This window comes from uncultured Parasphingorhabdus sp. (assembly GCF_963975555.1).
GTDB lineage: Bacteria > Pseudomonadota > Alphaproteobacteria > Sphingomonadales > Sphingomonadaceae > Parasphingorhabdus.
Genome location: NZ_CAXBHH010000001.1, coordinates 1 through 19,769 on the forward strand (window position 1 = coordinate 1; position 19,769 = coordinate 19,769).

At 56.4% G+C, this 19,769-nt stretch carries 16 protein-coding genes; 6 read left to right on the forward strand and 10 right to left on the reverse strand.

The window, feature by feature from the left end:
* Positions 1–214: hypothetical protein (locus AAC060_RS00005; protein ID WP_339821384.1), on the forward strand; the 214-nt coding region annotated here is incomplete at its 5' end.
* Positions 215–455: 241 nt separating this feature from the next.
* On the opposite strand, the gene AAC060_RS00010 is transcribed toward AAC060_RS00005, so the two are convergent.
* The 10 genes from AAC060_RS00010 to AAC060_RS00055 form a co-directional block, all read right to left on the reverse strand.
* Positions 456–1,130 carry a hypothetical protein gene (locus AAC060_RS00010; RefSeq protein ID WP_339821387.1) on the reverse strand — a complete coding sequence of 225 codons (675 nt, stop codon included), beginning with the start codon at positions 1,128–1,130 and terminating at the stop codon, positions 456–458.
* A gap of 116 nt (positions 1,131–1,246) precedes the next feature.
* Positions 1,247–2,239 carry a sterol desaturase family protein gene (locus AAC060_RS00015; protein WP_339821390.1) on the reverse strand — a complete coding sequence of 331 codons (993 nt, stop codon included), beginning with the start codon at positions 2,237–2,239 and terminating at the stop codon, positions 1,247–1,249.
* A 210-nt stretch (positions 2,240–2,449) separates the two neighbouring features.
* The gene (atzF, locus tag AAC060_RS00020; RefSeq protein ID WP_339821393.1) at positions 2,450–4,216 is read right to left on the reverse strand and encodes an allophanate hydrolase; all 1,767 of its coding nucleotides are present in this window, start codon (positions 4,214–4,216) and stop codon (positions 2,450–2,452) included.
* A complete protein-coding gene (uca, locus tag AAC060_RS00025; RefSeq protein WP_339821395.1) occupies positions 4,216–7,812 on the reverse strand; it encodes an urea carboxylase in 3,597 nt (1,198 codons plus the stop codon). Before uca ends, atzF begins: the two co-directional genes overlap by 1 nt.
* Positions 7,809–8,444 (reverse strand): urea amidolyase associated protein UAAP2, encoded by a 636-nt coding sequence (locus tag AAC060_RS00030; RefSeq protein WP_339821398.1) that lies wholly within the window; start codon positions 8,442–8,444, stop codon positions 7,809–7,811. Before AAC060_RS00030 ends, uca begins: the two co-directional genes overlap by 4 nt.
* A gap of 20 nt (positions 8,445–8,464) precedes the next feature.
* Complete coding sequence (locus tag AAC060_RS00035) at positions 8,465–9,289, reverse strand: urea amidolyase associated protein UAAP1 (RefSeq protein ID WP_339821402.1); 825 nt, start codon at positions 9,287–9,289, stop codon at positions 8,465–8,467.
* Complete coding sequence (locus AAC060_RS00040) at positions 9,286–9,774, reverse strand: CopG family ribbon-helix-helix protein (protein ID WP_339821405.1); 489 nt, start codon at positions 9,772–9,774, stop codon at positions 9,286–9,288. The genes AAC060_RS00035 and AAC060_RS00040 overlap by 4 nt, the downstream gene beginning before the upstream one ends.
* A 13-nt stretch (positions 9,775–9,787) precedes the next feature.
* A complete protein-coding gene (locus AAC060_RS00045) occupies positions 9,788–10,606 on the reverse strand; it encodes an ABC transporter ATP-binding protein (protein ID WP_339821408.1) in 819 nt (272 codons plus the stop codon).
* Positions 10,603–11,418, reverse strand: coding sequence for an ABC transporter permease subunit (locus AAC060_RS00050; RefSeq protein ID WP_339821411.1), 816 nt, complete (start codon positions 11,416–11,418; stop codon positions 10,603–10,605). The genes AAC060_RS00045 and AAC060_RS00050 overlap by 4 nt, the downstream gene beginning before the upstream one ends.
* A 42-nt stretch (positions 11,419–11,460) precedes the next feature.
* Positions 11,461–12,546, reverse strand: a complete 1,086-nt coding sequence (locus AAC060_RS00055; RefSeq protein WP_339821414.1) for a putative urea ABC transporter substrate-binding protein — start codon at positions 12,544–12,546, stop codon at positions 11,461–11,463.
* 213 nt (positions 12,547–12,759) lie between these two features.
* Between AAC060_RS00055 and AAC060_RS00060 the strand changes: the two genes are divergently transcribed.
* The 5 genes from AAC060_RS00060 to AAC060_RS00080 all read left to right on the forward strand — a co-directional run bounded on the left by AAC060_RS00060 (position 12,760) and on the right by AAC060_RS00080 (position 19,742).
* Positions 12,760–13,821 carry an MBL fold metallo-hydrolase gene (locus tag AAC060_RS00060; RefSeq protein ID WP_339821416.1) on the forward strand — a complete coding sequence of 354 codons (1,062 nt, stop codon included), beginning with the start codon at positions 12,760–12,762 and terminating at the stop codon, positions 13,819–13,821.
* Positions 13,822–13,838: 17 nt separating this feature from the next.
* Positions 13,839–14,849 carry an MBL fold metallo-hydrolase gene (locus AAC060_RS00065; protein ID WP_339821417.1) on the forward strand — a complete coding sequence of 337 codons (1,011 nt, stop codon included), beginning with the start codon at positions 13,839–13,841 and terminating at the stop codon, positions 14,847–14,849.
* 34 nt (positions 14,850–14,883) lie between these two features.
* Entirely contained in the window at positions 14,884–15,840 is a 957-nt protein-coding gene (locus AAC060_RS00070; RefSeq protein ID WP_339821419.1) for a YncE family protein, read from the forward strand.
* 306 nt (positions 15,841–16,146) lie between these two features.
* Positions 16,147–17,160 carry a sterol desaturase family protein gene (locus tag AAC060_RS00075; RefSeq protein WP_339821421.1) on the forward strand — a complete coding sequence of 338 codons (1,014 nt, stop codon included), beginning with the start codon at positions 16,147–16,149 and terminating at the stop codon, positions 17,158–17,160.
* A gap of 167 nt (positions 17,161–17,327) precedes the next feature.
* Entirely contained in the window at positions 17,328–19,742 is a 2,415-nt protein-coding gene (locus AAC060_RS00080; RefSeq protein WP_339821423.1) for a TonB-dependent receptor, read from the forward strand.
* Positions 19,743–19,769: the final 27 nt, after the last annotated feature.

Below are 19,769 nucleotides of genomic sequence, written 5' to 3' on the forward strand. Positions count from 1 at the left end.
ACCAACGACACCAACGACACCAACGACACCAACGACACCAACGACACCAACGACACCAACGACAATGCTCGAACAAACGCTGCTGTCCAGTGGTTTGTCTGCAATAATTCAAAAGGTGCTGCTGGACGTGCGCAGGGAGACGAGCCTTTTTGGGAACATGGATAACGATGAAAAATTTGACGCGATCAAAAAACCAGATCGCAAAAATCATTAGACTCGCAATACTCCGGATCCCGGAAAAAGTTGAAAAGCAAGGTGCAGGCAGCACTTGGAATGGTTGCGCCTTCGCAAAGCTGAGAAAGATATCCCTGTTATAATATATATTCACCGTTCTGAGCGGCAAAAGTCTGTTTCAGGCTTGTTTTCGCGGTATTTCGGCCCATTGATATCTCGAACTTCTCAATCGGCAAATTGATAAGGGTGCAGCAGCTATTGATGGGAACGAAGTTCGAATATCATTCCTGACTAAGTCGTTCGACTGAATTTATGTCATTAATCGACGGCATATCTGACAATTTCTTGCGAAACCTAGACCTGATTAGCCATGGCTCGAGAATGCGGCCTACAAGATAGAGGGCCGCGAAGATCGCAGCTAAAATATAGGCAGTCTTCGGCGAGTATTTTTTATATTTGTCTTTTTCTTTGTCTTTCTTGTCCGGCCTTTCCGGTGCGGGTGCGCCCAAGGCTGCGTCAAACCAGTGCAACTTTATATCCTTGTCCTCTTCGTCAGTTTTTTCCGGTTTGTCGGCGTCTTTTCCGGACTTTTCTGCTGCTTCGGCTTTGGACTTTTCATACTCGCCAATGGCCACGTTAACCTGGCCCAAGGCCAGAAAGAGCAGCGGGGCGAGAAAGCAAGCCAGCAATGCCGGGCTGGTCACGTTATATGTGAGCACCGAACGCCCTTCCCGCTCGACGACCATCAGCGTTCCGCGGGTGAATGTGGCCAACTTGTCCTGGGCGGCGGGATTATGCTTGCTGAACGTCAGCGTATCACCTTCGATCTCGTAGGTTGTTCCATTCGTCTGGAACAGCGGGTCAAGCCTGTCGAATGCGTTTGCCGGAGACATTGGCGTTTCGAGGGGCAGCGAGCCCTTCGCGCGCCAAATCCAGTCAATGAAAGGCAATTTCACTTACAATTCCTCCAGCAAGTTCCGGGAAACAAGAGAGCCTGTCGCTTTGCGCCGCGCAGTGGCAAATTTAACCCCTGCCGAGAGAAAGTTGTTTCAGGCAGGGACAAAACGGTCAACTATTCGGCCGGTATCGCGGTCGGTGGCTGCCGGCGATCCTTGATCCGGGACTTGATCGACTTATAGCCTTCGGTGAACGGGAAGGTCATGGTCTCGTTGATCGGCATGCGGCGTCCGCCTTCCATTCCCAGCAATTCTGCCTCACCGTCGACACAGGTACCGAAAAGGCGGTCGAATATAATCCAGCTGGCGCCGAAATTGCTGCGAGTGGCTTCATAATCCTGGGAGTGGTGCACGCTATGGTGCTCGGTGGTGTTGAACAGGAACCGCCACCAGCGCGGCGAATTGAAACGGACATTGATATGCTGGTAGATGCCGACCGTCAGTCCGATCGCGCCTGCCAGCAGAAAGGCCCGCGGGATGAAATCGAAGAAACCGCCGATGCCAAGCCCGATCAGGAAGAGCTCGATCGGATTGCCGACCGCGCCTTTGTTGATGTTCAATTGGGTGATGTAGTGATGCGGGGCATGGGTCAGCCAGAGCGGATACCAATTATGCATGCCGCGATGCATCCAATATTGACCGAATTCGAAAATCAGCGAGATCATCAGGGCCTGCACCAGCAGCGGCAAATCGGTAAACCATGAGAATTTATCCCAGTCAAATGAGCCCTGAATGGCTTCAATGATGACGCCGTCGCCGATGTAATTGTCGACCATGCGGAGCAATGTGTAACCGAGTCCGACATAGAACAGGTCGGTGGCCAATTCCTTCCAGGTGAGCCGCCAGCTATCATAACGCGGATTGACCCATTCGAGTCCCAGCAAGAATAGCTTGAAACTGATGCCGAGCCAGATGGCCGTCGATGCTACAGCAATGGAATTGGGTGCATAATACCAGAAGGCGAGAACGGCGAAGAGCACAGTGGGCTGGAAATATGTGAAAATGAATTGCTTGGCCGGTCCGCCTTCGACCCTGCCGATGTTTTCCCATCCGACAGTGACCGGCGCTTCAGCTCCAATGATCCTGTTTCCTACCCGAACTCCGTTCATACCACCTACCTCTTTAACCTGAGGGCCGAGGCCCAAGAATAGCTACTGCCCGAGCGCTAAACCGGCCCGGTATTGCAGTGTCTCTCCTGTGAACGATTCTTATTTTTTGGTATGACTGCTATGGTATTGATATTATCAAACACGTCAAGCGTAATATTTACATTGCTCGCGGTGATCCAATTTTCGACCGCTTAACGGGTAACTAGCGCGCTATTTCGCGGCGATAAAGGCGCGCCAGCCGCCTAGATCCGTAATATCCTGTGCGCCTGTCGTCGCGCGAGACTCGGCAACAAAGCCTTTGACGCTGCTGCCGTTGGCCAAGGTAACAGTCCCGATTGCAAGCGGGGCAGGAACTTCTGCCACAAAGCTGCCGAAGGCGGCGACGTCGAGTTCGTAGACTTCAACCTTGATAGCAGCCCCGTCTTCGCTGTGTACCAGTGCCGGCTTTGGCGGGACGCTGTCGGCGATCGCATAAAGGCGATAGGTGGGAGCGGTTTCGAAGGCTCCGACGAATACGGCTTTGCGAGAGGTCAGCTGCCAGTGCAGTGGCATGTCTTTCAAATGGGCGCCGACGACGGCAAGTTTCACGCTTTCCATTTTTCCCTCCAGATCGAGTGCGGGCGGAGCAGGTAAGTCTGCTACCGCCAGATAAGTTTCGGCTGCGCCGAGCAGGGCCTGGTCGCTGTCGGCAGGGCCGATCAAGGTGATACCGAAGCCGGTCCCGTTCGAACGGGTGCCGGCGGGCACCGCGACTGCTGCCATGTCGAGCAGGTTCACGAAATTGGTGTAGAAGCCGAGATTGCTGTTCAACGCGATCGGTGCCACCAACAGTTCCGCGACGCGATAGGTCGTGCCGGTGGTGGGAAAGGCGAGCATGTCGACCTCGTCCCATAGTCCGTCCGCCTGACGTTTGAGTTCGGCTAGCCGGTACATGCCGTTGAACACATCGACAGCGCTCTTGCTCAAACCGGCCTCTGTGATCTGACGTACCGTCTCGTGGATCGCATCGGGATTGCTGGCCAGCAGATCCTGGATGGCTGCCGTTCGTTCAGCGACCCATGGACCATTGTAAAGAAGACTCGCCGCTTCGTTGAGGGGCGATATGTCCAGCTCGATTATTTCCGCATTGGTTCCCAAACGGGCGATCGCCCGGTCGTAAAGATATTCGGACTGGCTATCGCCGAACCAGGCCCGTTGATCACGACGCGGCACACCGACGCGTTTCGGTCGCAATGCAACGTCGGCCAGCGGTTTTGAATAAGGATCAGCTGCATCAAAGCCAGCGAGCACATCATCGACCAGCCGTGCATCCGACAGATTGTCGGTAAACACCGTAATGCAGTCGATGGTGCGGCATGCCGGCACGAGGCCCTGTGTACTCCAGCGGCCCTTGGTTGGCTTGAGCCCGACAAGATGGTTGAAAGCCGCGGGCACCCGTCCGGAACCGGCGGTATCGGTGCCAAGCGCAAAACCGACGAGGCCTGCCGCGACCGCGACCGCCGACCCCGAACTCGAACCGCCGCTGACATAAGCGAGATTATAGGCGTTGCGGGGAATGCCATAAGGGCTGCGCGTGCCGACAAGACCGGTAGCGAATTGATCGAGATTGGTTTTGCCGACGCAAATGGCTCCCGCCTCGAGCAGCTTTTCGGCTACGGTTGCAGAATCCGCGGGAGAATAGGCGTATGCCGGACAACCTGCCGTGGTCTCAAACCCGGCGACATCGATATTGTCCTTTACCGCAAAGGGCACGCCGGCCAGCGGCAGCTGTTCCCCTGCCGCAATGCGGGCATCGACCTCGCGGGCCGCGGCAAGCATGTCGGCGGGCGCGGCGCGACTGATCCATATTTGCGGCTGAACCACGTCATACGCCTCGAGACGGGCGAGCGTTTCCTGCGCCACTGCCAGCGCGCTTGTTTTTCCACCATTTACGGCTGACGCGATCGCCGCAGGGCTTTGCCGGTCGAGCATGGTCATTAATGCCTCCTCAGCGCCAGCATTGGCGCGCCGGGTTCCAGCGACTGGCGCTCGCGGATATAGAGTGCTGCAATCGTGCCATTATCGGGGCTTTCGAGCGGACTTTCCATCTTCATCGCTTCGATCACGGCAATTACGTCCCCTGCCTTTACCTCATCCCCTTCTGCAACCAAGAGCTTCCACACGCTTCCGCCAAAGGGGGCCTCGATCAGGTCGGTGCCCTCGGGCACTTTTATCGCGGGAGCAATGGGAGCGCCGATTGCGGGGTCTTCTGCCAGTTGTGTGACACGGTCGAATTCTCCACTTTTTTGCCATTCGGCGCGTTCGGTCTCAAATGCGGACTGGCGCGTTGCTTCGAATGACTCGATGGATTCTGCATTCTCGGCCAGAAAGGCGCGATGGTCGGCGAGACGGAATTCCGATTCCTCGACCCGGATCGACCGGCGGCCATTGGGGAAATCTCTTCTCCATTCGACCAATTCTTCGGCGCTCACGCTGAAAAAACGGATTTGATCGAAGAAGCGCAGCAGCCAGGGCTTGCCGTCGACAAAGGCATCGGTCTGCCGATAGGTATTCCAAACCTGAATGGTGCGGCCGAACAACTGATAGCCGCCTGGGCCTTCCATGCCGTAAATGCACATATAGGCGCCGCCTATTCCGACGACATTGGGCGGGGTCCATGTCCGGGCCGGATTATATTTGGTCGTTACCAGCCGGTGCCGGGGATCGACCGGTGTCGCCACGGGCGCACCGAGATAGACGTCGCCCAGCCCCATTACGAGATAGCTCGCGTCGAAAATAATATCCTCGACAGCATCCGCGTCGGGCTGGCCATTGATACGCCGGATGAACTCGATATTGTCCGGGCACCATGGTGCATCGTCGCGGACGGCGGCCATATATTTTTCGATCGTTTCCAGCGTCGCCGGGTCCCGCCAGCTGAGTGGCAGATGCACGATCCGGGAAGGAACCGTGAAGTCCTCGAGATCGCCCAGTTGATTATCGGCTTCCATGAGCGCAGCAAGCGCGCCACTCTGGTCAAGAATGTCATCATCGAAATGCAGCTGCAAGGAGCGGATGCCGGGCACGATATCGATCACGCCTGGCAAGGCTTTTTCCTCGAGGAGCGTCATCAGGGCATGAACGCGAATGCGCAGTTCGATGTCGAGGACTATCGGTCCATATTCAACCAATATATTGCGGTCGCCCTGCTGCCGGTACACCGTGCGGGGGCGCAGCCCCTGGGCTGGTGTGTCAGCGAGGATCGGGGAAAGATCGGCGATCTCGCGCTGCGGGCCTGTGCGGGATGGGTTCGCCGTCAGTTCTAGCGGAGCGCGGTCGGCAGCTTTGGCATCGTCAAGCGTGACCGGTACGAAACGCAGGCGGTCGCCCGGGGCCAGTTGCCCGATTTTCCACTGATCCGCAGCGATCACCACGAACGGACAGACGAATCCGCCGAGCGATGGTCCATCGGGGCCGAGGATGATCGGCATGTCGCCGGTAAAATCGACCGCACCGATAGCATAAGGATTGTCGTGGATGTTGGAGGGATGCAAGCCCGCCTCGCCGCCATCGGCCCTTGCCCATTGCGGCTTGGGTCCGACCAGACGAACGCCGGTGCGGTTGCTGTTATAATGCACACGCCAATCGGCATCGAGGGTCGCGCGGATGTCATCTCCGGTGAAAAAGTCCGGCGCGCCATGGGGACCGTATAGGACACGCAGCGTCCAGTGGTTGCCGAAATCCGATATTTCGGAAACCGGTGCGGGCGCGCTGACCTCCGCTTCCGCCAGATGCAGCGTGTCACCTGCCACCAGTTTTCGTGCGGCATGGCCTCCGAATTGACCCAGTTCGAACGTGCTGCGACTGCCAAGATAGGATGGAATGTCTAGCCCACCGGCGATCAAGATATAACCGCGCATGCCGCCGCCGCTGACGCGGCCAAGCGCGAGCGTCTGGCCTGCAGCGATGTCGAGCGGGACGCCCCGTTCCACTGGCTCATCGTCTAGCCGGGCACCGAAATCGGCTCCCGTGACGCAAATGCGTGCGGGTGCGTTGAAATACAGGGTTGGGCCGGTAAACGTAATCTCGAGCCCTGCCGTTCCTTCCGGATTGCCAAGCCGCTGGTTGCCGATACGAAAGGAATGGTCGTCCATCGGGCCGGAGGGCGGGACGCCGACCGACCAGAGACCAACGCGGCCCGGCCAGTCCTGAACCGTGGTTGCTGTGCCGCCGGAAACCACGCGGATGCTGTGCGGATTATAGACAATCGTATCCAGCAATCTGGTCGCGACCTGTCCGGAAATGAATCGATCATCGCGGACGACAGCGCGCAGCCAGCGGAGATTGGACTCGAGCCCGTCCACGCGACTTTCGTCGAGCGCGACCTGCATCGCCGCAATGGCTGCTTCTCTTGTATCGGCGTGAACGATGAGCTTGGCGATCATCGGATCATACCAGGCGCTGATCGCGCTGCCGGCCGTGCACCATGTTTCGGCACGAATAGATTCAGGAAAATTGATGGCAGTGATGATGCCGCTGGTCGGGCGATAATCCAGCGCAGGATCCTCGGCATATAGGCGGACTTGGACCGAATGGCCTTTTGACACCGGTGGCTCGCGATCGAGAAACGAAAAGTCTCCCGCTGCCCCGCGGATCATCCATTCAACAAGATCAATGCCCATCACCTCTTCGGTGACGCCATGTTCGACCTGCAGCCGGGTGTTCATTTCCAGAAAGAAAAATTCCTGACGCTCGGCGTCGAACAGGAACTCTACTGTACCAGCGGAAAGATATTCGGCCGCTGCACCCAGACGGACCGCTGCCTCGATGAGTTTGCGGCGCACATCGTCGTCGAGATCAGGCGCTGGCGATTCTTCGACGACCTTCTGGTTCCGTCTTTGTAGCGAACAATCCCGTTCGCCGAGCGGCATGACCCGGCCGATCCCGTCGCCGAATATCTGCACCTCGATATGGCGCGCACGGGCGATATAGCGTTCCAGGAATACACCGGCGTCGCCGAAATTCCCGGCACCGAGACGAGCAACGCTGTCCCAGTTCTTGCGTACAGCCGCCTCATCCTCGCAAATATGCATGCCAATGCCGCCGCCGCCAGCCGTGGCTTTCAGAATGACCGGATAGCCGATCTCGTTTGCAGCGCGTGCGGCATCGTCTTCATCGTCAAGAAGTCCGGTACCGGGCGCAAGCGGCAGGCCATGTTCTGTAGCCAGCGCACGGGCGCTGTGTTTCAGACCGAATGTTCGCATATTTTCCGGCGTGGGGCCGATGAAAACAATGTCGGCAGCAGCGCATGCTTCTGCAAATTCGGCATTCTCCGCCAGAAAGCCATATCCCGGGTGGATGAAGCCTGCGCCGGTCTCGCGTGCGGCATTTATGATCGCGGCAATATCGAGATAGCTTTCCGTTGCTGGCGCGGGACCGATGCACACAGCCACATCCGCCTGCGATACGTGCAGGGAGTCGGCATCCGCCTCGGAATAGACCGCAACCGATCGCATCCCCATATCGCGTATCGTTCGAATAATTCTGGTGGCTATCGCTCCGCGGTTGGCAATAAGAACCGTTTCAACGCTCATGCGGTGACGATCATTCGCACCGGGGTTGGATCAAAACCGTTGCACGGGTTATTGATTTGCGGACAGTTCGACACAACCACGATCAGGTCCATTTCCGCGCGCAGGTCGACCGTCAGCCCGGGGGCCGAAATACCATCGACGATCCCCAGCGCCCCGTCTTCCTCGACCGGCACGTTCATGAAGAAGTTTATGTTGGAAACAATGTCGCGCTTGCCGCGCCCTTCGGTCAGATTGGCCTCGAGGAAATTCTCGACACAGGCATGCTGGCTCTTGGTATGATGACCGTAGCGCAGCGTATTGGACTCGCAGGAACAGGCGCCACCGATCGTGTCGTGGTAATCGACCGAAGTAGCGAGGATGGTCATCATCGCGCGCCCTTCGTTCGACCGCAGAACAGTACCGGCGCGAAGAAACAGGTTGCCTTGCGCTGCGACGGTGTCCTGAGCGCTATAGCGTTCGGAGTCGTCGGCGGATGAATAGAGCAGAAAGTCGACCGCCTGATTGCCTTCCAGATCAACAATATGCAGGGTTTGACCGGCAGCGAGATGATGAAGCCAAGGGGCCCGGGCGGGCACGATTTCATCATGGACGACGGTACCGGAAAGTTCGGGTGTTTCTAGGGGAGTTGTCATTTTGGAGGCATTATCCCTTCCTAGCGACGGAAATAATCTTCAACATTTTGAAAGGCACGCAAGCCCTCTGGCGTAGCATTACGAATATCGTCGTCGTCGGACGTCACGGCCCCGCGCCACGCTGAAATACGCAGCGGGGTAACTGTCCATTTCTCGCGCGGATCGAGAATGTGCGGGCAATTGGCGATAACGACAATCACATCCATCTCGGCGCGCAGGACCAGTTCCCGCCCGGCCTCAAAGGGACCGACCATCGGGGTAATAGTCCCGTTGGCTTCGATCCTCGTTCCTTTGAAAAAATTGACGCACGGATGTACGTCACGTCTTTCTAGCCCGTGTTTGGCGGATCCCAGCAAAAGACGGTCACGACCGTTGGGAAAGGCACTGCTGTTGTGACCTTCTCCGTATTTTCCTGTGTTGGTCGCGGCGTTGGACGTGCCGCAAAATGCGTCATGGGTACCCGCATCGTCCTTCAATATGCTCATCATGACCCGGCCCATATCCGAGAGCAGAAACTTTCCGGCACCGAGATAGGCATTCCACTGTATCTTGACCGTGTCCGCGATATTGAGTCGTTCGGTTGGCATTTCTGCATTGAAAATCAGAACCGAAGCGCAAGCGTCGCCCTCAAGGTCGATGAGGCGCAAGCGCGAGCCTCGTGTCAGCCTGCGAGTGGTATATCCGCCGGCCGCTATCGTTTCTTCCCAAAGCAAATCTTCGGCGGCTACATCCGCGGGCAGATCCTCGGCGACCGGAGGCAAGACAGGCATGGCGTCTACCTTCGTGCCAGCCATTGCCCGCGCATGATCGCGCGCCGCCATAGGATCGGCCAGTGGCTTGGTCATGCCGCAGCGCTCCTGGTCTTTTTGCTCTTTTCAGTTGCCTCGTCCTGTTCGTGAAGCGGCGGCAGCAAGGCTGTGGTGGTGACAAGCCGTAGCTGATGCACCCCGCGAATGCGCCGTAAGGAATCGCACAGTCCCTCGAGCCGCACCGCTGGACCCTGTACCAGCAACACTTCAAGGGACTGGTCATCCTCAAGGAAGACATGTTGCGAGGAGATGACTTCTTTCAGATAATGTAGCTGGGTCGTCGCGAGCTGTTGGCGCACGCCTGCGTGGTCGCCGCTATAAACCAGCGTAATAGTACCGGCGAGCATCTCTTCGGGCCGGGTCAGCGCTTCGTGCTCTGCCAGCGCATGACGGATCAGCTCTGACATCAGCTGCGACCGTGACGGCAGACCGCGCTCTTCGACCATATTGTCGAGATGGAGCAATAATTCTGCAGGGAGGCTCATACTAAGCCGGGCTAGTTTTGTGGGTTCCGAAATCATGATATTACTCCTCTCAGTTATTATTAGTTGTGTCAATAGTAATACTGCCGACAATTTCGACGCTGCTATTGCTCACAACGTCGATGCCCAGATCTTCCGGTAGCGCGTTCTTTTTCTCGATCGGAATATCGTAGGCCACGGATGCGCCATAGCGATGCGGGGCGTGCGGATCCTGGCGCAATTTGTCCAAGGCCAGGACTCTGGTTCCAAGCGAAAAGGCTTCGCGGATATCATGGGTAACCATGATTATAGTCAGGGAATATTCGCTCCACAACCGGGTTATCAGCGCGTGCATGTCCGACCGGATGCCCGGATCAAGTGCTCCGAAAGGTTCGTCAAGCAACAGGATACGTGGCCGTTTTATGAGCGCCTGCGCGATTGCCAGACGCTGTTGCATGCCGCCCGACATCTGCGCCGGGTAGAGGTGTAGACTGTCGCTTAGGCCAACCGCCGCCAGCATCTCTTCCGCTTCCGCAACCGCTACGCGCCGCCGCGCTCCAAATAGTCGTGCCGTTAACGGCGCCTGGGCACATTCGAGACCGAACAATACATTGCCGAGGACCGTCAGATGCGAAAATACAGAATAGCGCTGGAACACGACACCACGGTCAGGCCCGCATTCGGGATTCAGCGGTACATCATCGAGCAGGATCGAACCGGACGTCGGTGCTTCCTGTCCCAATATTATCCGAAGCAGGCTGCTCTTGCCTGCCCCTGAAGGTCCGATGATCGAAACAAAAGAGCCTTCTTCAATCTCGAGATTGATACGCTCCAGAACCACCTTGTCGCCATATTCGACCCACAGGTTTCGCAAGCTGAGTACGGTACTCAACGGCTTGCTCCATGTGCCCATGGAAACAGGCTGCGGCTGGAGCGGGCGAGAAGAAAGTCCATCGCCACCGCGATCAACGCAATCCACGCGACATAAGGCAGAATTACATCCATCGCGAGATAGCGCCTGACGAGAAAGACACGATATCCGAGACCGATATCAGACGCGATCGCCTCGGCAGAGATCAGGAACACCCAGGCCGGTCCAAGCGAAAGGCGCACCGCCTGGATGAGCCGTGGCATGGCCTGGGGCAAAGCGACCCGCAATATTAGCTGCCAGGTGCTTGCGCCCAAAGTCTGCGCCTTGACGATCTGTTCTCGTGGTAACCCCCCAATATGGGCAGCGATATCGCGGATCATGAACGGCGCAATACCGATGACGATCAGCGCCACTTTGGACGCCTCCCCAAGACCGAAGGCGATGAACAATATCGGCAGCAAGGCAATGGGCGGGATGACCGCGATGCCGGTCACCAGCATGCCGAAGGTAGCGCGAACCGGCGGCAGGATACCAATGAGCAACCCTACCAGGAGCGCTGACAAGGTCGAGATGCCGAGCCCTAGTCCGAGGCGCTGGAGACTGGCGAGCGTGTCCGCCCAGAAGAGTAACCGGCCGGTAAGCTGGTCGGGTTCGAACAACAGTCCCCACATGGCCTGAACCATTGCGCCGGGTAGCGGGAGAAGCTTGTCGCTGGGATTGATCGAGTGGCGCTCGGCAGCCGCAAACAGGTAGATCATGACCAGTATCAAGATCGGAATGGAGCCCAAGAGCAGATTATTGCCTCGACTTATGCGACGATTCACCCAGCGCATGATACTCCTATCCCGATCTTGCTGTTTCCATATGTCGTCAGATTACAGCGCCCCATCAACGGCCATTTGCATATATGTCTCGTCGAAGCGCAAGGTGATATTATTCTTATCCCCCAGCGTTTTGCCACCCGGGAAAGCCATACCCACAGCATCTGCCGACTTTGCGCCCTGACCGAACAGTCCTTGAGAGAAACTAAAGTCGCGCACGCGGGTCATGGTTTCGATCAGTGACTTGTCCGATGTTGCCGCAACCGCAGACTTGGGATCCGCATAAAGGAAGGTGGTTGCAAGCTGACCGTCGAACATTTCCGGCGTTGTGCCGGCGAGCGCAGCCATTGCCGCTCGCGCCGCCTTGCCTTCTTCATCCTGCTTTTGCATCAATGCGGTCGTTTCGTACCAGATTCCAGCGAGCGCCTTGCCGAGATTAGGGTTGGCTTTAAGCGTTGCGGTATCGACGACCAACAGGTCGAGAATCTCGCCCGGAATATTGGCAGAACTGAATACCATTTTCGCGCCAGGCGCTTGCTTCATCGTCGACAACTGTGGGTTCCAGGCTACTGCGGCTGTCACATCCTTCGACAAGAAGGCACCGGCTATATCCGCGTCCGAAGTATTGACGGTGCTGACATCGGTCATCGACAGTCCAACCGCGTCAAGCGCGCGCGCCAGCAGATAGTGAGAAACGGAAAGTTCAACGAGGTTGATTTTCCGGCCCTTGATTGCGTGAAGGTCGTCGGCACTTTTTAAAAGGACGCCATCATTGCCGTTCGAATAGTCGCCAACGATAATTGCGCTGGTGTCCTTGCCGCCTGCAGCGGGGATAGTAAGCGCATCCATATTGGCGACGGTAACGCCGTCAAGTTGGCCAGCGGTATACTGGTTCACCGATTCCACATAATCGTTGACCTGAACGATATTGATCTTGATGCCGTATTTGTCTTCCCATTTCTTAACAATGCCGGCCTGTTCCGCATATGGCCAAGGCATCCAGCCGGCATATATAGACCAGCCAATATTGAATTCAGTGCGTGGTGCTGCCGTTTCCTCAGCCGTTGGCGAGCACGACGTTATAATGAATGCACATGCCAGCATTGCCAATGCCCCCGCGCGACGTATCCCTTTGATCATGATTCGATTTCCTTTCGCAGTTGCAGCATTGCGGCAAAACGACTCGTTGTCCATCTATATTTATTACCATTGATATATTTAGTAATATCCGTATGTTTGCTGAATACGCATGCCGAATCATCCGGAAATCGGGTGAAACGCGGCGTCTCGGGGGAGTATGCATCGAAAGCAGTCGGTTAACGCCGTACTGGAACCTTTAGTCAGGAGTATTCGATGCCGCAAACGTCAACACCGACACTTAATCCTACCGCCTCCGGCAACGGCAATCCCGATTTGGGCTATAATACTCCCGGCGTCCGCAACACCGATTCAGCGGTGCCGCTGCATCCCTCGGAACCAGTGGTCCATGATTATAGCAGCGACGGACCGGCCCCGGGCAGACTTGCCTTTCGCTGGACCTACGGCTCCAACGTGGCAGCGAAGAACCGCGACCCACGTGTACAAGTGGTGCAATATAATGAGGACAGTTTCGTCCTGCGACAAAATGTCTGCGTGCATTGGGAAGCGCCCTTCACCTATTTGCTCTTTGGCAACAAGGGGGCTCTGCTGATCGACAGCGGCGCGACCGCCAACGCCAAACATTACCCCCTGCGCGAGACAGTGGATGCCATCATCACCCGCTGGGGTCAGGCAAGAGGAAGAAGCAAGGTGCCGCTGACCATTGCCCTGACTTCGGGTGAAGATATTGCGCAGAATCAGGGCCTGGTGCAATTTGCCGGACGACCCGATACAACCATCGTGCCCACACCGTTCGATGTGATGAAACAACATTATGGATTTCGCAGCAGCTGGCCTTCGGGCACCGGTGCAATCGATCTTGGCGACCGCGTGATCGAAGTTATTCCCACGCCCGGCACCCATGAGGATGGAGTCGCATTTTACGATCCCTATTGCCAGATTTTGTTCACCGGAGACTTCCTGTATCCCGGCAAGATCAATATCAGCAATGACCGCGACTTCGTGACATCGCTCGAGCGGCTGAAGACTTTCGCGGCGGACCGTTCGCCAAAATGGATTTTGGGCGGCCATGTCGAAATGATGTTCGCGCCGGGCAGATATTACCCGCGCTTCGCAACCTACAAGCCTTATGAACGGATATTGCAGCTCGAACCGGACGTGATCGACGAAGTGCTGCAATATGCACGCGAAATCCGCGGCAAGGACATGTTGCTCATCCGGCCGGATTTCGTGCTTTTCAACGGAGTCAGCCCCGACCAGCGGACACCGGTCTGGCCCGCAGACGTACCCCAGATCAACCCGCCCCGGCCGTTTTAAAATCAGAGAGGACTGTCATGGATCGTCGCACTTTCATATCATATAACGCCGCTGCCGCCACGGTTGCGGTTGCCGGTAATGCGCTTACCACGTTCAGCAATTCGGCAATGGCCGCCACGCGCCCGGCGCCAATAGATTTCAAGAGCAATGTTCCCGCTCCGGGCGGCTTTCCCAAGCGCTGGATCTGCGGTTCCGCTTCCTGCATGGACAACACCGATCCGCCGGTCCAGGTCCACTGGTATAATGCGCACACCGCGATCCTGCGCCAGAACAAAGCCTATAGTTTCGAAGCACCGTTCACGCCGCTCTATTTCGGTAATGATCGTGTCCTGTTGCTCGACGAAGGTTTCACCCAGTTGCGCAACGACTGGGACCTGCGCGGCGTGGTAGACGAGTGTATCGAAGACTGGTGCGCTCGCAACGGTCGGGACCCTGCGAGCCTGGAGTTGCTGGTGGCCTTCAGCCATCTTCATTCCGACCATTATGCCGCGGTCAATCAGTTCGCAGACCGGCCAAACACGCGCTACATGGGCCTGACCCACGAGGAAATGCTCGGGTTCTGGGGCATGACCAATTATCCGGAACAGCATGTGAAGCTCGATCTTGGCGGACGCGAGATCGAGATCTGGGGCTCACCCGGCCACGTGGTGTCGGAATTTGCCTATTATGACAATTACACCCAGATTCTCTACACAGGCGATATGTTCTATCGCGGGCGCTGCTACATAACCTACTGGGAGCCCTGGTTCGACAGCATGAAGCGGCTGATCGAATTCGTTGACACGCATCCCGTAACGCACGTCATGGGTTGCCATGTCGAGATCAGCACGGATGGCAAAGACTATCCCTACGGACTCACCCATCAACCGGACGAAGCGCCGGTGCAGATGACGGTGAAGCAATTGCGCGAGGCCTTCGCCTATGCGCAGACGATTACCGAGCCGGGCATCTATTTCACCGGCACGGTTTTTCTCTGCAACCAGACGCGCAGTACGACCACGATCGATACCAATCCTTATCGTTACTGATATGCCAATACCGGCGCTTCGCAGGAGTATTCACATGAAACGTTCAATCACCCTGATGCTGCTTTTTGCTGCGGCCTGCTCTCCAACTGAACAGCAATCGACTGATTTGCCAACCGCGCTGCAACCGGCGAACCTGGTAGAACAGGTGATTGAAGTGCCCGATTTTGCGGATTTTCTCGCCGTCGACGGTGACACGGTGTGGGCCACCAATCGGGGCCGGGTCGAACAGTGGTCGACCGGAGGCATGCTCGTGTCGGTCAAGATGCCGCGCCCATGCGGCACGATGGCCATATTCGCCGATTCGCTATGGGTAGCCAATTGCGAAGATGCGAACCTCTATCGAATCAACCTCGAGACAGCGGAAGTGGAGGCGATGATCGCCACTGGCATTGCCAACCCGAAAGGCGAAACAAATGTGGTCGCAGGCGCGGGATCGATCTGGGTGCCGAGCGATGCGGAAGGAAAAATCGCACGCGTCGATCCGGAAACAAATGAAGTGATCGCAACCATCGATGTTGCCCCGCAAACATTTTTTCTCGCTTATGGCCTAGACGCATTGTGGGCAGTGAGCAGCGAAGGACGGTCGATCGAGCGTATCGATCCGGCGACCAACAAGGTGACCGGTTCGACTGAACTCGGCAAACAGCCCGGTTTTCTCGCTGCTGGCGAAGGCGGCGTCTGGGTACAGGAACAGGGAGACGGCACGGTTGCGCGGATCGATCCCGAAACTGTCACGGTCACTGGCCGCATCAAAGTCGGTGATAGCTTGCTTTATGGTGACATTGACACCGGTGGTGGCATAGTCTGGCTGCGGACAACCGACGACCAGACCTTCGTCGCCATTGATGCGGAAACTCTGGAGATCCTCGCACGTCCGGGTGCTGCCGCTGGTAGTGGTGCCATACGCTATACACCGGATGGCATCTGGACGAGCGCTCACGACGTACACTCTATTTCCTGGTGGAGCAACGCCGGGGCGGAAGCCGAATAAGGAAAACGGCTGGCTGTGGCCGCCCGTCCTGATTCGCTGTCCTTGTTTTGAAGCTAGGCAAAAGCGGAAAGCGACGCAGCCACTAGCCATGTCCAGCGCGCCAGAGAGTATTGCTGAACACCAAAAAACCAGAGTTTTCGGGCGTTTGGAAAATTTATTGTGCACATGCTAACAAACCATGGTTATTACTCTTGACGCATTAGGTAATATCTATATCGTAGGTTGTGTCGCGATTGAGAACGGCATCCATTGGGAGAAGAAAACCTGAGGCATTAGGCCGATTTCCGGCCTGATAGGAGGTTTTCTATGGGTCGATCATCAGATCGCGAAGCAGCAAAAGAGAGCGGGTCGGCCAGCGCCGCTACTGTTCGCTCCTGCACAATATCTGCTCCTGACAAGTGCGAGAATCCAATCAAGCGGACATTGGTCAACCTGATCCCTCCCGCAACCATAATCGCTGTCATCCTGTTCTGGATGTTTGCGCCAGCATCAGTGACCGGAAGCCCCTGGTCGATAGTTGTAACCGGCCTTGCCATAAGCTTTTTCGTCCTGGGTCTCGAACAACTGCTCGAGCGCCACGAAGGCTGGCGTCTGACGCGCAAGGAATTTGCCACCGATCTTTTCTATCTCGCTCTCCAATATACCGCGATCGGGTGGGCAACCGAGACACTGGCCGACAAACCACTGGCCTCGTTCAAGGAATCCATCGGCATCAGCACGGAATGGGCAATGCAGATGCCGTTCCTGTTGCAAGTTGCGTTTGTGGTCTTCCTTTACGAGTTCGGCCAGTACTGGATGCACCGACTGATGCACGACTGGTATCCGGCCTGGCTGACTCATGCCCCGCACCACCACATTACCCAGCTCAATGCCATGAAAGGGTCCGTGGGCAATCCGATCGAACTGTTCCTGATCAGCCTCAGCGTCATTGCGATCTTCGATCTGAACACGGCGGCGCTGTTCTGCGGCTTCAACGTGCTCACCGTGGTGTCCACATTCGCCCACGCCAATGTGCGCTCGGACCCGCCTCTATTCTATTCCTACGTCTTCACCACCATCCGGCATCACAGTCTCCATCACACGGCGCTGAGCTACGAAGATACGCGGTGCAATTACGGCAATTCCCTGATCTTGCTCGACCGGATTTTCGGCACGTTTCGCGAAGGGGAGTCCGAAGAGGTGGGCCAGGATGACCGCAAGCGGCTGTCGATTTACGAGCAGTTCGTCTTCCCGTTTCAACCACTGATCAACAAATACAAGGCCCGGCGCGACAAATTATCGTCGGCTAACATTCAAGGAGGAGAACACTTAGAAAAATAGGTTCGGGATCGCAAAAATCGGGCGGAATCATAACCGCAAATTCAGAAACGCCAGCTTGAAAGCCGAATAACGGTAAGCGGGCGAACTGGAAGATCCTCAAGACAAAGTCGCAGGATGAACGACAAACGTCTGGCCCGCGGGGGCATTTAAAATGAGGGATAAGAATAATGATAAAGGACGCAAGACTCAAGCTGGGCCTGCTTTCAGCAACAATGTTGACCAGCACTATGATTGCCGCACCTGTTCTCGCACAGGAAATGTCGGAAGATATCGCCGCTGAAGAGGCCGGTGCCGACAATATGATCATCGTCACCGCAACGCGGCGAGCGACGACACTCATGGAAACACCCGTCAACATTTCGGTTGTCAGTGCCGAGGACCTCGAACGCAACCGGATCGACGATGTGCGCGATCTCGCCGATTTCACACCTGGCCTCACAATTTCCGATACGGGCCCGGGCTCGACAGGTACGATCGTCCTGCGCGGTCTCAATGCCTCCGGAGTAGGCGATGGCGGTGCAACCTATGACGACGCGCTGGGCATCTACCTGGGCGAAGTCCCCCTTTATTATGACTTCAAGCTTATCGATATAGAACGCGTCGAGACGCTGCTCGGACCACAAGGGACGCTATACGGCCTCGGCACATTGGCCGGCGCGATCCGTTACATTCCGAACCGCCCCAATACCAGCGAGGTCCAAGGAGAGGTCCACGGTCGCGTCTACGCCAAGTCCCACAGCGACTCCTTTGGTGTCCAGATTGACGGTATGATCAATATTCCGATCTTGGAGGATCACGTAGCGTTCCGTTCTGCCACCGGCTATTATTTCGATCCCGGCTTCATCGATTATACGACATTGGTCAAAGAGCCGGGTGTATCCCTTCCGCAACCGGATGGTCCCGATAGCATCACTGCCGATGGCTATGCCGCGAATCTCACCAGGGAGAAGGATCTCAACTACGAACGGACCTTCACCACGCGCAACCAGTTGCTCTTACAGACCACCGAAGACTTGAAGCTGATTCTTACCTACGCCTATCAGCAGACCAAGACTGGTGGCGCGCAGTCGAACAGTGCGGGCGTGCTCGGGACTGGCCGCTATGAGAACGCCAGCCGTTTCACTGAACCGGTCAAACGCGATGCTCATCTTGTTAGCGCCGAGGTCAATGCCAATGTCGCGGATATCTTCGATATCGTTGCGACGGGCGCCTATACCGAGGTCAAATACCGGGGCGAGAGTGACGTTACCGACCTGCTGCTCGATCTGGATTATGATTATGAGCTCTTCCCCGCTTTCGCAGCCTGGAATGAATCGGATACCACCCGCAAACAGAAAAACGCCGAGATCCGTTTCGTTTCAAGGCACGGTGGCCCGTTTAGCTGGGTACTTGGCGGCTTTTACAACGAGATTAAATATCAGAGCGATTATGCCGAGCATATTCCGAACCACCCGTGGGTCGACGCAGTAACCAATCCCGAAGCGCTTGAATATGTCAGCTATATTAACTCAAAGGTGACCGAGAAGGCGATCTTCGGAGAAGGCACGTTCGAGGTCACGCCCGAATGGCAGGTCACTGCTGGCGCCCGATACTTCGATTATAGCTCCACGATCGCTGGCGCGGCGGCCCTACCGGTACTGGGAGACCCGCTCAGTCCTTACGATCTGCCGGCGAACGGCGGGGACGCAGGCGAAGACGGCTGGGTGTGGAAGTTCAACACTTCCTATAATTTCACCCCGAATCTGATGGCCTATTTCACCTACAGCAAGGGTTATCGTATTGGCGGCCCGAACCGTGTCGCGCCTTGCCCGGATAACATCGTACCTGGCCAGCAAATCATCTGTGCCTTGCCCGAAGAACTGCAATATGGACCGGACACGACCAAGAATCTCGAACTTGGTGTGCGGGCGCAATTGTTTGAAAACATGTTTTCATTCAATTTCAACGTCTTCCAGATCAAATGGGCTGGCATCCAGGTCAATTCGTCCACGCTCTACGGTGCAACCGGTATTACGGTGAATGGCGGTTCAGCGGAGTCGAAGGGTTTCGAGACTTCGTTCCAGTTCAAGCCGACGCCGGAACTGACGATTCAGGGAACATATTCCTATACCGACGCCAAATTGACCGAGGACGTGCCCGGCATCATCACCATTCGCGAGACACCAGGGGATTATTCCAATCGGTTCCTTCAACTCGACGCTCTGGCAGGTGATCGTTTGCCGGGATCGGCCAAGAATACAGCCAGCCTTGGTGTAACCTATGTCAAACCGGTCATGGGTGGTGACGTGATTGCGAACTGGACGGCAACCTACCGCGGAAATGTTGTTTCCCGGATCGGTTGGGATCGCGCCTATGGGGACAAGATTCCAAGCTATATCCTGAACCGTGCATCGATCTCTTATGACACAGAGCGGTTCACCGTAGGTCTGTTCGTCGACAATGTTTTCGACAAATATGCCGTGGTGTCAGTCGCCAATGATCGCTCGCGAATTGGCGTGAATGACGGTGTTACGGTGCGCTATTACCGGCAGGCCATTCTCAATCCGCGGACCGTCGGCCTTGAAGGACGATTCAAGTTCTGATCGTCGGAGTTCACGAATGAAGAGAAA